Genomic DNA, 14211 nt, shown 5'->3' with positions numbered 1-14211 from the left:
TAGCTTGCAGCTTACCGCTTGGAGCTACAAATGAACCTGTCGGGACCCTTCATTCGTCGCCCGGTAGCGACGATGCTGTTGAGCCTGGCGATCATGCTGCTGGGCGGTGTCAGCTTCAAGCTGCTGCCAGTTGCGCCGCTGCCGGAAATGGACTTCCCGGTGATCGTGGTGTCGGCCAACCTGTCTGGCGCCAGCCCCGAGGTCATGGCCTCTACCGTGGCCACGCCACTGGAGCGCAAGCTGGGCAGCATCGCCGGCGTCACTACGCTGACCAGCAGCTCCAACCAGGGCTCGACCCGGGTGATCATCGGTTTCGAGATGGGTCGTGACATCGACGGCGCGGCGCGCGAGGTGCAGGCGGCAATCAACGCCACCCGCAACCTGCTGCCCAGCGGCATGCGCAGCATGCCCACCTACAAGAAGATCAACCCGTCGCAGGCGCCGATCATGGTGCTGTCGCTGACCTCGGACGTGCTGCAGAAAGGCCAGCTGTACGACCTGGCCGATACCATCCTGTCTCAGAGCCTGGCCCAGGTGTCCGGGGTAGGGGAGGTGCAGATCGGCGGCAGTTCGTTGCCGGCAGTACGGATAGCCGTCGAGCCGCAACTGCTCAACCAGTACGGCCTGTCGCTGGATGAAGTGCGCACTGCCGTGTCCAACGCCAACCAGCGCCGGCCCATGGGCTTTGTCGAGGATGCCGAGCGCAACTGGCAAGTGCGCGCCAATGACCAGCTGGAAACGGCAAAAGACTACGAGCCAGTGGTGATTCGCCAGCAGAACGGCACCATCCTGCGCCTGTCCGACGTGGCCACCATCACCGACGGGGTCGAGAACCGCTACAACAGTGGCTTCTTCAACGACCAGGCTGCCGTGCTGCTGGTGGTCAACCGCCAGACCGGCGCCAACATCATCGAGACGGTGGACCAGATCAAGGCGCAACTGCCGGCCTTGCAGTCGCTGCTGCCCGCCAGCGTGCAACTGAACGTGGCCATGGACCGCTCGCCCGTGATCAAGGCCAGCTTGAAGGAGGCCGAGCACACCCTGTTGATCGCGGTGGTGCTGGTAATCCTGGTGGTCTACCTGTTCCTCGGCAGCCTGCGCGCTTCGCTGATCCCAAGCCTGGCGGTGCCGGTGTCGCTGGTGGGGACCTTCGCGGTCATGTACCTGTGTGGCTTCTCGCTCAACAATCTGTCGCTGATGGCGCTGATCCTCGCCACCGGCCTGGTGGTGGATGACGCCATCGTGGTGCTGGAGAACATCTCCCGGCACATCGAGGACGGCCAGCCGCCGATGAAGGCGGCCTTCCTCGGTGCCAAGGAAGTGGGCTTTACCTTGCTGTCGATGAACGTGTCGCTGGTGGCGGTGTTCGTTTCCATCCTGTTCATGGGTGGCATCGTGCGCAACCTGTTCCAGGAGTTTTCCATCACCCTGGCGGCGGCGATCATCGTCTCGCTGGTGGTGTCGCTGACCCTGACGCCGATGCTCTGCGCCCGCTGGCTCAAGCCACACCAGGCCGAGCAGACCCGCCTGCAGCGCTGGAGCGACAAGCTGCACCAGCGCATGGTCGACGCCTATGACCGCAGCCTGGGCTGGGCCTTGCGCCACAAGCGCCTGACCCTGCTGAGCCTGCTGGCCACCATCGGCATCAACATTGCCCTGTACGTGGTGGTGCCCAAGACGCTGATGCCGCAGCAGGACACCGGCCAGCTGATGGGCTTTATCCGCGGTGATGATGGCCTGTCGTTCAGCGTGATGCAGCCGAAAATGGAAATCTACCGCCGCGCCTTGCTCGCCGACCCCGCCGTGCAGAGCGTTGCCGGCTTCATTGGCGGCAACAGCGGCACCAACAACGCCATGGTGCTGGTGCGCCTGAAGCCGATCAGCGAGCGCAAGCTGGACGCGCAGAAAGTGATCGAGCGCCTGCGCAGGGAAATGCCCAAGGTGCCGGGCGGGCGGCTGTTCCTGATGGCCGACCAGGACCTGCAACTGGGTGGGGGCGGGCGCGACCAGACCTCGTCGCAGTACCTGTACACCCTGCAAAGTGGCGACCTGACCGCGTTGCGCGAGTGGTTCCCGAAGGTAGTTGCGGCCCTGCGTGCCTTGCCACAACTGACCGCCATCGACGCCCGCGACGGTGCCGGCACCCAGCAGGTAACGCTGGTGGTCGACCGCGACCAGGCCAAGCGCCTGGGCATCGACATGGACATGGTCACCACGGTGCTGAACAACGCCTACAGCCAGCGGCAGATCTCCACCATCTACGACAGCCTCAACCAATACCAGGTGGTGCTGGAGATCAACCCGAAATACGCCTGGGACCCAAGTACCCTAGAGCAGGTGCAGGTGATTACCGCCGACGGCGCGCGCGTGCCGCTGTCGACTATCGCCCACTACGAGAACAGCCTGGCCAACGACCGGGTCAGCCATGAAGGCCAGTTCGCCTCGGAGGACATCGCCTTTGACGTCGCCGAGGGTTACAGCCCTGACCAGGCTTTGGCCGCGGTGGAGCGGGCGGTGGCCACGCTTGGCCTGCCTGAGGAAGTGATCGCCAAGCTGGGCGGCACGGCCGATGCCTTCGCCAAGACCCAGCAGGGCCAGCCGTTCATGATCCTCGGGGCGCTGCTGCTGGTGTACCTGGTGCTGGGCATTTTGTACGAAAGCTACATTCACCCGCTGACCATCCTCTCGACACTGCCCTCGGCCGGCGTCGGTGCCTTGCTGGCGCTGTACGTTACCGGTGGCGAGTTCAGCCTGATTTCGCTGCTGGGGCTGTTCCTGTTGATTGGCGTGGTGAAGAAGAACGCCATCCTGATGATCGACCTGGCCCTGCAGCTGGAGCGCCACCAGGGCCTGTCGCCGGAAGAGTCGATACGCCGCGCCTGCCTGCTGCGCCTGCGGCCGATCCTGATGACCACCCTGGCGGCCATCCTGGGCGCCTTGCCGCTGCTGCTGAGCCACGCCGAAGGCGCGGAAATGCGCCAGCCGCTGGGCCTGACCATCATCGGTGGCCTGGTGTTCAGCCAGGTCCTTACCCTTTATACGACGCCGGTGGTCTACCTGTACCTCGACCGCCTGCGCCACCGTTTCAACCGTTGGCGCGGCGTGCGCACCGACGCCGCCCTGGAAACCCCGCTATGACTTTTGCCCAGACCCCACTTCACCGTGCCCTGCAAGCGCTGACCCGTGGCCGTGGCTCGCGCCTGCTTGGCGCCGGGTTGTGCGTGGCGCTGCTCAGTGCCTGTACCCTGAGCCCGGACTATCATCGCCCCGAGCTTGCCAGCAAGGCGGCGCAGTTCAAGCATGCCGAGGGTTGGACCCAGGCCACGCCGTCTGACGCCATCGCCCGCGGCGCCTGGTGGGAAATCTACGGCGATAGCGGGCTCAATGCGCTGGTCGAAGAGTTGAACCGCAGCAACCAGACCGTGGCGCAATCGGAGGCCCAGTACCGTCAGGCCCAGGCGCTGGTGCGCAGCAGCCGTGCGGCGCTGTTCCCCAGTCTCGACCTCACCGCCAGCAAAAACCGCTCGGCGCAAGGTACCGGCAGTTCCAGCTCAAGCCTGTCAAACAACAGCAGTGGTATTCGCAACACCTACAACGCGCAGTTGGGCGTGAGCTGGGAAATCGACCTGTGGGGCAAGCTGCGGGAAACCCTGAATGCCAACGAGGCCAGCGCCGAAGCCAGCTTCGCCGACCTTGCCTCTATCCGTTTGAGCCAGCAGTCGGAGCTGGTGCAAAACTACCTGCAACTGCGGGTGATCGACGAGCAGAAGCGCTTGCTGGAGGCCACCGTGGCGGCTTATGAACGCTCGCTGCGGATGAACGAAAACCAGTACCGCGCCGGTGTCGCCGGCCCGGATGCCGTGGCCCAGGCACGTACCCAGCTGAAAAGCACCCAGGCCGACCTGATCGACTTGATCTGGCAGCGCGCGCAGTTCGAGAACGCCATCGCCGTACTGCTGGGCAAGACCCCGGCCGACTTTGCCCTGGCCGACAGCAAGGACATTCCGGCGCTGCCGCAAATCCCGGTTTCGCTGCCTTCGCAGTTGCTGGAACGGCGCCCCGACATCGCTTCTGCCGAACGCAACGTGATGGCGGCCAACGCCAATATCGGCGTATCGCGGGCGGCGTACTTCCCCGACCTAAGCCTGAGCATGAGCGGTGGCTATTCCAGCAGCAGTTTCACCAACTGGATCGAGCTGCCCAACCGCTACTGGTCGGTAGGCCCACAACTGGCGCTGAACCTGTTCGACGCCGGCAAGCGCAGCGCCGACGTCGACCGCACGGTGGCAGTGTATGACCAGACCGTGGCGCAGTACCGGCAGACCGTGCTGGACGGCTTCAAGGAAGTGGAAAACCTGCTGGTGCAGTTGAAGGTATATGGCGATGAAGCGGTGGTGCGCCAGGAGGCCCTGGATGCCGCCCGCGAGTCGCTGCGCCTGACCGAGAACCAGTACCGTGCCGGTTTGATTGGCTACCTGGATGTGGTCAACGTGCAAACCACTGCGCTAAGCAATGAGCGCAGCGTGCTGAACCTGCTGCAAGGGCGCTTGGTGGCCAGTGTGCAGTTGGTGGCCGCGCTGGGCGGTGGCTGGGATGCTGAACAGGCGTTTGCCGAGCAGGAATAATTCAACCTGCAACGGCGAACTCCCTGTAGGAGCGGCCTTGCGTCCCGATCGAGCCGCAAAGCGGCCCCAGCGGTTTACGCTTGAGAATCAAAATTTGGAGCTGCTTCGCAGCCCGATCGCGACGCAAGGCCGCTCCAGGGACCGCGTGAAGGCCGATACCTGTCTGACTATTGGATCCATTCCCATTCGCAAAAACCCCGTGCGTTTCGCCAAAGCTTGAGTACAATCGTCAGCTTTTTCCGGGACCCTCGTCCCAATGCTGGAACCTCCCATGCTGACCGGTAGCTACTCCTCTTCGCTGGTGTTGATTTCGCTGTGCGTGGCGATCCTGGCGTCCTATACCGCCCTCGACCTGACTGGCCGCATCGCCACGGCCAAAGGCCGCGCTGCCTACCTGTGGATGGGCGGTGGTGCGTTGGCCATGGGCATTGGTGTGTGGTCAATGCACTTCATCGGCATGCTCGCCTTCAGCCTGCCCATCGACCTGGGCTACGACCTGGCCCTGACCGCGTTTTCACTGCTGATTGCCGTGCTGTCCTCAGGCTTTGCCTTGTGGCTGGTCAGCCAGCCCAGCCTTCCGGCGTTACAGCTGGCCTTTGGCGCGCTGATCATGGGCGCCGGCATTGCCTGCATGCATTACACCGGCATGGCTGCGCTGCGCATGCTGCCTGGTATCGATTATGACCCAACGCTGTTCGGCGCCTCATTGCTGATAGCGGTAGGGGCCTCGGCGGCGGCCTTGTGGATCGCCTTCCGCTTGCGTGCGCACACCCCTTATGTGCGGCAGATACGCGGTTTGGCAGCCGTGGTAATGGGGTTTGCCATCGTCGGCATGCATTACACCGGCATGGCCGCGGCAAACTTCCCCGATGGCAGCTTCTGTGGCGCGCTGGGCAGTGGGTTACAAGGCGATGGCCTGATTTACCTGGTACTGATCACCACCCTGGCGGTATTGGCGGTGGCCTTGCTGACCTCGGTGCTGGATGCCCGCCTGGAGGCACGCACCGCCGAGCTGGCCCGTTCGCTGACCCTGGCCAACCAGGAACTCACTCAACTGGCCTTGCACGACACCCTGACGGACTTGCCTAACCGTACCTTGCTGGCCGACCGTATCGAGCAGGCCATCGCCAAGGTGGCGGAGCAGGGCGGCTGCTTTGCCCTCATGTTCATCGACCTGGACGGCTTCAAACCGGTCAACGATGCCTTTGGCCATCACATTGGCGACCTGCTGCTCAAGGCCGTGGCCGCCCGCCTGCGCGGCCACCTGCACAGCCAGGACACCTTGGCGCGCATCGGTGGCGACGAATTCGTGCTGCTGGTGGAACTGCAAGAGCCGGACGATGCCATGGATGTGGCGGTCAAGCAGGTCAACCTGGTGTCACGGCCATTCCGTGTGGCTGAGCACGACCTGCAACTGTCGGCGAGCCTGGGCATCGTCGTCTACCCAGGCAATGGCCAGGACCAGCACGAGCTGCTGCGCAATGCCGACGCCGCCATGTACCACGCCAAGAGCGCCGGCAAGAACGGCTACAGCTTCTTCGACGTGTCGATGAACAGCAACGCCCGCCAGCAACTGCAACTGCTGCAGGACCTGCGTCAGGCGCTGGAGCAACGCCAGTTCCGCCTGCACTACCAGCCCAAGTTCGACGCCCAGGCCTGCCAGCCGATCGGCGCGGAAGCGTTGCTGCGCTGGGAGCACCCGCAGCAAGGCCTGTTGCTGCCCGACCGTTTCATTGGCCTGGCGGAAAAGACCGGGCTGATCATTCCCATTGGTGAGTGGGTGCTGGATGAAGCCTGCCGGCAAATGCGCCAGTGGCTGGACCAGGGCCATCAGGGCTGGCGCATGGCGGTGAACCTGTCAGCTATCCAGTTCTGCCACGCCGGGCTGGTCGAGAGCGTGGCCCGAGCCCTGCAGCAGAACGGCCTGCCGGCCAACTGCCTGACCCTGGAAATCACCGAAACCACCGCCATGCACGACGCCGACGCCAGCCTGGCCGTGCTCCAGCGCCTGTCCGACATGGGCGTGGACCTGTCCATCGATGACTTTGGTACCGGCTACTCCAGCCTGATGTACCTCAAGCGCCTGCCGGCCAACGAACTGAAGATCGACCGCGGCTTTGTGCGCGACCTGGAGCAGGACAGTGACGATGCGGCGATCGTCTCGGCCATCGTCGCACTGGGCCAGGCGCTGGGCCTGCGAATCGTTGCCGAAGGGGTGGAAACCGACAAGCAGCAAGACTTCCTGACGCGTCTGGGCTGTGATTCGCTGCAGGGCTACCTGCTGGGCCAGCCAGTGCCGGCCGAGCAGTTCATGGGCAAGCTGCAGGCCATGGGCCAGGCAAACACCGCTGTAGGTTAGACCGCGTCGCGCAAGGTAAAGGCGGGGATAAAGCAATCCATCTCCGCCTCGACGGCCTCGATGATGCGTTCTACATCGGCGGCGGCCATGATTGACGCGCAGGGGATGCCGGCAATCGCCAGCACGGTTTCACCGGTGGCGCGGTCGAACAGCCGCGCGACCATGCTGCGTGGCGCATCCATGCTGGCCTCGAAGCCCAGCGGGTGGAAGTGCCAGCGCATCACCTGGCAGGCGTTGGGGAACGTCATCTTGTTCATGCCAGCCTCCTTGTCCGTACCTGGACGTGGTGAGCGGGTGGCCACATCGATGCGGCCGCCGGGAAGGTAAACATAGCACCTGCCACGCGCGATTCTCGGTTGCAAATACGACAAATGTACTAATGCATGACAACGGTCACATCCTTCTCATCGCCGTGCTTTTTCGGGAAAGGGCATGGCAAACGTTTTCCTCGCAGGATGGCGTCTGTTTTCTCGGTCATTTTCCGTGTTGTTCAGGTGCTCGTAGCTCAGCGCTTTCAGACGAACGGCTCGTTCAGCCCAGCAGCCCGGCAGCGATATTGATGGTGAACCCCAAAATCGCCGTATTGAACACGAACCCCACCAGCGAGTGCGCCAGCACCACCCGCCGCAGGCCCCGCCCGGCAACGCCAACGTCGGACGTTTGCACGGCTACGCTGATGGTGAACGAGAAGTAGTGGAAGTCCCAGTAATCGGGGTTGCGTTCGCCGTCGGCGAAGCGCAGCGGTGGTTTATGGTTTTGCCCGGTGTAGAACAGCCGGGCGTAGTGCAGGCTGAAGATGCAGCCGATCAGTAGCCATGAGCCGGCCACGGTGAGGCCGGTGTAGAGGTAATGCAGGGCCAGCGCGCTGCCTTGCAGGCCGCGGCTGGACACCAGTTGCAAGGTGACAGCGGCAAGGCTGGCGATGGCGGCGATGCACACGGTAAGCAGGACCAGGCCGGCGTTTTCGTCTTCGACCCGGGCGACCTTGCGCACTTTTTCCGGGCTGGCGCTGTAGCTGAGGTACAACACCAGCAGCAGGTACAGCCACACGCCCAGGTTCCAGCCGGCGAGGATGTGCTGCACGCTGTCGCCAGCGGGGATGAGCCAGGCGCCCAGCAGGCCGACGGCGGCGGCGAGGCTCAGGCGGGGGTGGGTATGTGTCAGGCGGTGGAAAGCCATGGGGTCTCGCTGTCCAGGGGTATGGCTCCTACTTTAGCTCGCCATTCTCCATATGAACGGTATGCTCGGTCCCTGTAGGCGCGGCCTTGTGTCGCGATAGGGCCGCAGCGCGGCCCCGGCAAGGCTCGCTGCGAAGCTGAAAGTGTGGGGCCGCTTCGCGCCCCGATCGCGACACAAGGCCGCTCCTACAAGGGTTCGCGTGGTCTGGGGTTTCTTTTGTGCCGCCCATCGCACACCCCTGCAACTCTCAGTACACTGCACGCTCCAACATCATCATCCGTTGAACTCGAGGTTTTTGCATGACGCTCAGTCCTTTGGCAGGCAAGCCGGCTCCGGCCAGTGTGCTGGTCGACATTCCCCGGCTGCTCACCGCCTACTACACCGGCCGCCCCGACGCTGCCGTGGCGGCCCAGCGGGTGGCCTTCGGCACCTCGGGGCACCGGGGCACTTCGCTTGAACTGAGTTTCAACGAGTACCACGTGCTGGCCATCACCCAGGCCATCTGCCTGTACCGCCAGGAAAAAGGCATCGACGGCCCGCTGTTCATCGGCGCCGATACCCACGCATTGTCGGCACCGGCCACCGCCAGCGCCCTGGAAGTGCTGGCCGCCAACGGCGTGCAGGTGATGCTGTCCAAGGATGACGAATACACGCCGACACCCGCCGTGTCCCACGCCATTCTCTGCTACAACCGTGGCCGCACCCAGGGCCTGGCTGATGGCATCGTCATCACCCCGTCGCACAACCCGCCGCAAAGCGGTGGCTTCAAGTACAACCCGCCCAATGGCGGCCCGGCCGACAGCGACGTGACCAAGTGGGTCGAGGCCAAGGCCAACGAGCTGCTGGCGGCGAACCTGGCGGGTGTCCAGCGCATGGACCACGCCCAGGCGCTGCAGGCCTCGACTACCCAGCGCCACGACTATGTCAGCCACTATGTGGCCGACCTGGAAAACGTCATCGACTTCGACGTCATCCGCAATGCCAAGCTGCGCCTGGGCGTCGACCCGTTGGGCGGGGCAGGGGTGCGCTACTGGTCGGCAATTGCCAAGCATTATCAGCTTGACCTGGAAGTGGTGAACACTGAAGTCGACCCGACCTTCCGCTTCATGACCGTCGACTGGGATGGCCAGATCCGCATGGACCCATCCTCGCCGTACGCCATGCAGGGCCTGATCGGCCTGCGCGAGCGCTTCGACGTGGCCTTTGCCTGCGACCCGGACCACGACCGCCACGGCATCGTCACCGCCGACGGCCTGCTGCAGCCGAACAACTACCTGGCCGTGGCTATCGACTACCTGTACCGCCACCGCCCGCAATGGCGCAGCGATGCCGCGGTAGGCAAGACCGTGGTGTCCAGCGGCCTGATTGATCGCGTCACCCAGCGCCTGGGCCGTGAGCTGTACGAAGTGCCGGTGGGCTTCAAGTTCTTCGCCCAGGGCCTGTTCGACGGCTCGCTCGGCTTTGGAGGCGAAGAAAGTGCCGGTGCTTCGTTCCTGCGCCGCGATGGCTCGGTCTGGGCCACCGACAAGGACGGCCTGATCCCGGCCTTGCTGGCCGCCGAAATGACCGCCCGCACCGGGCGCAACCCGAGCCAGGCCTACGCCGACCTGACCGAAGCACTGGGCAAGCCGTTCGCCACCCGTGTCGAGGCCAAGGCCGATGCACGGCAAAAGGCCCTGCTGAGCAAGCTGGCGCCCGAGCAGGTGAAGTCGACCGAACTGGCCGGTGAGCCGATCGTGCAAATCCTCAGCCACGCCCCGGGCAATGGCCAGGCAATCGGCGGGCTGAAAGTGATGACCGCCAATGGCTGGTTCGCCGCACGCCCGTCGGGCACCGAAGACATCTACAAGATCTACGCCGAAAGTTTCATCGACGAGGCGCACCTGCAGCGCCTGGTCCAGGAAGCCCAGGTGCTGGTAGACGCGGCAATTGCCTGACCGGTAACAAACCGCTTGGTTCTGCGGTACCACGTAAATTAGAATTAATCTTATTTACGCTGCCGCAGGGCCTCCTCATGTTCGACGCCGCGCCGCCAACCGATCCTAGCCTGCCTGCCCTGTATCGGGAGCATCGCAGTTGGCTGGAAAACTGGCTGCGCCGGCGCATGGGCAATGCCTGGGATGCTGCCGACCTCAGCCAGGATACCTTCCTGCGCGTCCTGGCCAGTGCCCAGCCGCTGGCAGACATTCGTGAGCCGCGCGCCTACCTGCTGACCGTTGGCAAGCGCCTGCTCAGCAACTTCCACCAGCGCCGTAGCCTGGAACAAGCCTACCTGGATGCCCTGGCACAGCTGCCCGAGCAACACGTGCCTTCGCCAGAGCAGCGCTGGATACTGCTGGAAACCTTGCAAGCACTGGATGAACTGCTCGACGGCCTGAAGGTGCCCGTGCGCAAGGCCTTTCTCTGGAGCCAGCTTGAGGGCCTGGGTTATGCCGAAATCGGCAAGCGCCTGGGCGTTTGCGAGCGTTCGGTCAAACGCTATATGGCGCAAGCCTACGAGCATTGCCTGTTGGCCGAGCTGGCATGACCAGGCACTGCCCCGAAACCCGCGAAGCGGTGCGTGCCGCTGCCCATTGGCTGGCGCTGCTGGACGCTGGCGATGCCAGCGAAAGCGACTTGCTGCGTTTGGCACAGTGGCGGGCCAGTAGCAGCCTGCACGAGGAAGCCTGGCAAAAGGCATCACGCTTGCGTGCGCGTTTTTCCGGCTTGCCCGGGGCGTTGGCCATGGCCACCCTCGACCGCCCGGATGCCGGCCGCCGCGCGCTGCTCAAACAGGCTCTGGGCGTGGCGGCGCTGCTGCCGGCGGCTTGGCTGGTCAGCCGTGAACTACCGCTGCCAGCCTGGACCGCCGACCTGAGCACCTCGGTAGGCGAGCGCCGGCAGGTGCTGCTGAGCGATGGCACTTTCGTGCAGTTGAACACTGACAGCGCGGTCGATATCGACCTTGGCGCCCGACGCCTGACCCTGCTGCGCGGCGAAGTCGCGGTCAAGGTGCCTGCTGGCTTGAGCCTGAATGTGCAGCTGCCTTTCGGCCAGGTGGCACTCAATGACGGTGAGGTCTGTCTGCGTCTGTTCGATGACGCCTGCCGGGTGTCGGTGGTCGATGGGGCAGCCAAGCTGCAGCCGTCAAAGGGCCCGGCGATGTGGTTGCAGGCCGGGCAGCAGGCTCGTTTGCAGGTGACCGGCGCCGGCCCTACGGGCGCGCTGGACGCCTGGCCGCTGGGCTGGCGCGAAGGTGTGCTGCGGCTGGACGACCGCCCTTTGGGTGAGCTGCTGCACGAACTGCGCCGCTATCGCCCCGGGCTGTTGCGTTGGGCGCCGGAGCTGGAGCGCCTGCGGGTGACGGGCACCTTCCGCCTCGACGACACCGACCGGGTGCTGGCGTTGCTGGCTGCCAGCCTGCCTTTGCAAGTGCAGTCACGCACGCGTTACTGGGTCAACCTGTCTGTGCGAGAAAATCGTGTGTGAGGCTGTCCCCTTTTTTTCACTCGCCGGTCATTACCGGTAGTAGAAAATAAAGGGGAGCCTTGTTCAATGCCTGCAGTAAAGTCTTGCCGCCTGCGCCCACTGGCGCGCGCCGCACACCCGTTGTTCGCCATGAGCCTGCTGTTGTGTTCACCGGCCTGGGCCGATGAGCCCGCGCGCCGCACCTTTCAGGTAGCACCGGCCAGCCTGGGCGCCGCGTTGACCCATTTTGCCGATCAGGCCGGTGTCAGCCTTTCGCTGGACCCGGCATTGGTGCAAGGCCGGCAGAGCAACGGCCTGTCCGGCACTTACAGCATCGACGAAGGTTTCGCCCAGCTGCTGCGCGGCAGCGGCCTGCAACTGCTGCCGGTGGGTGAGGGCGCTTTCACCCTGGTGCCTGCGCCGCAGGCCGGTGGCGCCCTGGAGATCGCCCCCACCAGCATCGTCGGCGGCCTCGCCGCCAGTGGTGAAGCGCCACCCTACGCCGGTGGCCAGGTGGCACGGCAGGGCGCGCAAGGCCTGCTGGGTTCGCGTGACTTCATGGAAACCCCGTTCAGCATCACCAGCTACACGCGTGATGTAGTCAAAAACCAGCAAGCCCGGACCCTGGGCGAGCTGATTGCCAGTGACCCTTCGGTACGTGCCACCAACCCGGCCGGTGGGCGCTTTGAGCAGTTCACCATTCGCGGCTTCAGCCTGTTCAACAGCGACGTGGCCTACAACGGCCTGTACGGCATCCTGCCGACCTATTCGATCGACATGGAAATGGCCGAGCGGGTCGACATCATCAAAGGCCCCAGCCAGCTACTCAATGGCATTTCGCCGCGTGGTAGCGTGGGTGGCGGTATCAATGTGCAGCCGAAACGGGCTGGCGACAGGCCGATTACCGAATTCACCGGCAGTTTTGCCTCCGGCAGCCAAGCCGGCGGCGCAGTGGACGTTGGCCGCCGCTTTGGTGAGGGCGACCCGTTTGGCGTGCGTTTCAATGGGGTGAAGCAGTCGGGTGACACCGAATGGGATCATCAGAGCGTTGATCGCGAAATGGCCGTGCTGGGTCTGGATTTTCGGGGCGAGCGCCTGCGCCTGTCGGCGGACCTGGGCCACACCGAGCGCGATACCGATGCGCCACAGGAGCGCGTGCTGATCGGCACCAATGCTAAGGTGCCGGATGCCAGCGACGTGCGCCACAACTATGCCCAGGCCTGGAGCAAGGCGCGCACCAACGACACCTTCGGTGCGCTGCATGCCGAGTACGATATCAGCGAGTCGCTGCTGGCCTATGGCGCGGTCGGTGCGCGCAAGAGCAACCACGACTTTTTGCGCCATAACGTGTCGATCATCAACGATGCCGGCGACTTTACCGTGCAGCCGCGCGATTTCACCCGCGACGAGTCGGTGCGTACCGCCATGGCCGGCCTGCGCAAGTGGTTTCACACCGGGCCGGTCAGCCACGAGCTGAACCTCGCCGCCAGCTATTTCTACATGGACTTCACCAACGGCGGTGCGCGCTATGCTTCGGCGCCCAGCAACCTGTACAACCCGGTTACCACGCCGACGCCGGGCACGCCCACCCGCATCGACCCCGAGGTGTACACGGAAAACCGCTTCTCCGGCGTGGCGTTGGCCGACACCCTGGGCTTTCTCGACGACCGCTTGTTACTGACCCTGGGCGCGCGCTGGCAGCGGGTGCAGGTGGATGACTGGAGCGACGGCGTCAAAGGCGACACCGCCTACGACGAGGAAAAGGTCTCGCCTTCAGGCGGAGTGTTGCTCAAGGTCACTGACCAGCTGTCGTTGTACGCCAACTACATGGAAGGCTTGAGCCAGGGCAAGATCGCCCCGTCGACCTCGGTCAACGAAGACCAGATCTTCCCGCCGTTCACCAGCCGCCAGGTCGAGGTGGGGGCCAAGTATGACTTTGGCCAGTTGGCCGTTACGGCCAGCGCCTTCCGTATTCGCCAGCCAGCCTACGAGACCAACGCCACTTCGCGGGTGTTTGGCCCCAATGGCAAGCGTGACAACCGCGGTATCGAGCTGAGCGTGTTCGGTGAGCCCATCCAGGGCGTGCGGGTGCTCGGTGGGCTGATGTACATCGACAGTGAGCTGACCGACACCGTCGGCGGCGCCTACGACGGCAACCGCGCGCCGGCCACGCCTGAGTACAACGTCAACCTGGGGGGCGAGTGGGACGTGCCCGGGGTTAACGGCCTGACCCTGACGGCGCGCGGCATTCACTCCAGTTCGCAGTACCTGGACCAGAACAACAGCAAGCAGATCGATGGCTGGGAACGCTATGACGTGGGGGCGCGGTATGCGTTCAAGGTGGATGCTACCGAAGTGACCTTGCGTGCCAGTGTCGAGAACGTGCTGGATGACCGCTACTGGAGCTCGGCGGGGGCATCGGATGACAGCGAGCCGGGGTTGACCTTGTCGACGCCGCGCACCTACCTACTCTCGGCAACAGTCGGTTTCTAAACCGTGTGCGGTCCCCTGTAGGAGCGGGGGGGGGGGGGGGGGGGGGGGGGGGGGGGGGGGGGGGGGGGGGGGGGGGGGGGGGGGGGGGGGGGGGGGGGGGGGGGGGGG

The 14211-nt window shown here is 64.5% G+C and carries 9 protein-coding genes; 7 read left to right on the top strand and 2 right to left on the bottom strand.

Annotated features, from left to right (window positions below):
- Positions 1 to 30: 30 nt before the first annotated feature.
- The 3 genes from ACIP02_RS26625 to ACIP02_RS26615 all read left to right on the top strand — a co-directional run bounded on the left by ACIP02_RS26625 (position 31) and on the right by ACIP02_RS26615 (position 6984).
- The gene (locus ACIP02_RS26625; protein WP_400622710.1) at positions 31 to 3138 is read left to right on the top strand and encodes an efflux RND transporter permease subunit; all 3108 of its coding nucleotides are present in this window, start codon (positions 31 to 33) and stop codon (positions 3136 to 3138) included.
- On the top strand, positions 3135 to 4625 hold the full coding sequence (locus ACIP02_RS26620) for an efflux transporter outer membrane subunit (RefSeq protein WP_400622708.1): 1491 nt from the start codon (positions 3135 to 3137) through the stop codon (positions 4623 to 4625). The genes ACIP02_RS26625 and ACIP02_RS26620 overlap by 4 nt, the downstream gene beginning before the upstream one ends.
- A 271-nt stretch (positions 4626 to 4896) precedes the next feature.
- Complete coding sequence (locus ACIP02_RS26615; protein ID WP_400622706.1) at positions 4897 to 6984, top strand: putative bifunctional diguanylate cyclase/phosphodiesterase; 2088 nt, start codon at positions 4897 to 4899, stop codon at positions 6982 to 6984.
- Here the strand turns inward: ACIP02_RS26615 and ACIP02_RS26610 are convergent.
- Complete coding sequence (locus tag ACIP02_RS26610) at positions 6981 to 7241, bottom strand: DUF1652 domain-containing protein (RefSeq protein WP_400622704.1); 261 nt, start codon at positions 7239 to 7241, stop codon at positions 6981 to 6983. The genes ACIP02_RS26615 and ACIP02_RS26610 overlap by 4 nt on opposite strands.
- A 274-nt stretch (positions 7242 to 7515) precedes the next feature.
- Positions 7516 to 8163, bottom strand: coding sequence for a DUF1345 domain-containing protein (locus ACIP02_RS26605; protein ID WP_400622702.1), 648 nt, complete (start codon positions 8161 to 8163; stop codon positions 7516 to 7518).
- Positions 8164 to 8462: 299 nt separating this feature from the next.
- Between ACIP02_RS26605 and pgm the strand changes: the two genes are divergently transcribed.
- From pgm to ACIP02_RS26585, 4 genes are all read left to right on the top strand, one after another.
- Positions 8463 to 10100 carry a phosphoglucomutase (alpha-D-glucose-1,6-bisphosphate-dependent) gene (gene pgm / locus ACIP02_RS26600; protein ID WP_400622701.1) on the top strand — a complete coding sequence of 546 codons (1638 nt, stop codon included), beginning with the start codon at positions 8463 to 8465 and terminating at the stop codon, positions 10098 to 10100.
- 77 nt (positions 10101 to 10177) lie between these two features.
- On the top strand, positions 10178 to 10690 hold the full coding sequence (locus ACIP02_RS26595; RefSeq protein WP_400622699.1) for a sigma-70 family RNA polymerase sigma factor: 513 nt from the start codon (positions 10178 to 10180) through the stop codon (positions 10688 to 10690).
- A complete protein-coding gene (locus tag ACIP02_RS26590; protein ID WP_400622697.1) occupies positions 10687 to 11631 on the top strand; it encodes a FecR domain-containing protein in 945 nt (314 codons plus the stop codon). The genes ACIP02_RS26595 and ACIP02_RS26590 overlap by 4 nt, the downstream gene beginning before the upstream one ends.
- Before the next feature lie 66 nt (positions 11632 to 11697).
- Positions 11698 to 14103: a TonB-dependent siderophore receptor gene (locus ACIP02_RS26585; protein ID WP_400622695.1), complete on the top strand. Its 2406-nt coding sequence runs from the start codon at positions 11698 to 11700 to the stop codon at positions 14101 to 14103.
- The last annotated feature ends 108 nt before the right edge of the window (positions 14104 to 14211 follow it).

It is taken from the genome of Pseudomonas sp. NPDC089408 (assembly GCF_044749445.1).
GTDB lineage: Bacteria > Pseudomonadota > Gammaproteobacteria > Pseudomonadales > Pseudomonadaceae > Aquipseudomonas.
Note: the sequence above shows the minus strand (reverse complement) of the source record. Positions and strands in the feature narration are given on the sequence as shown.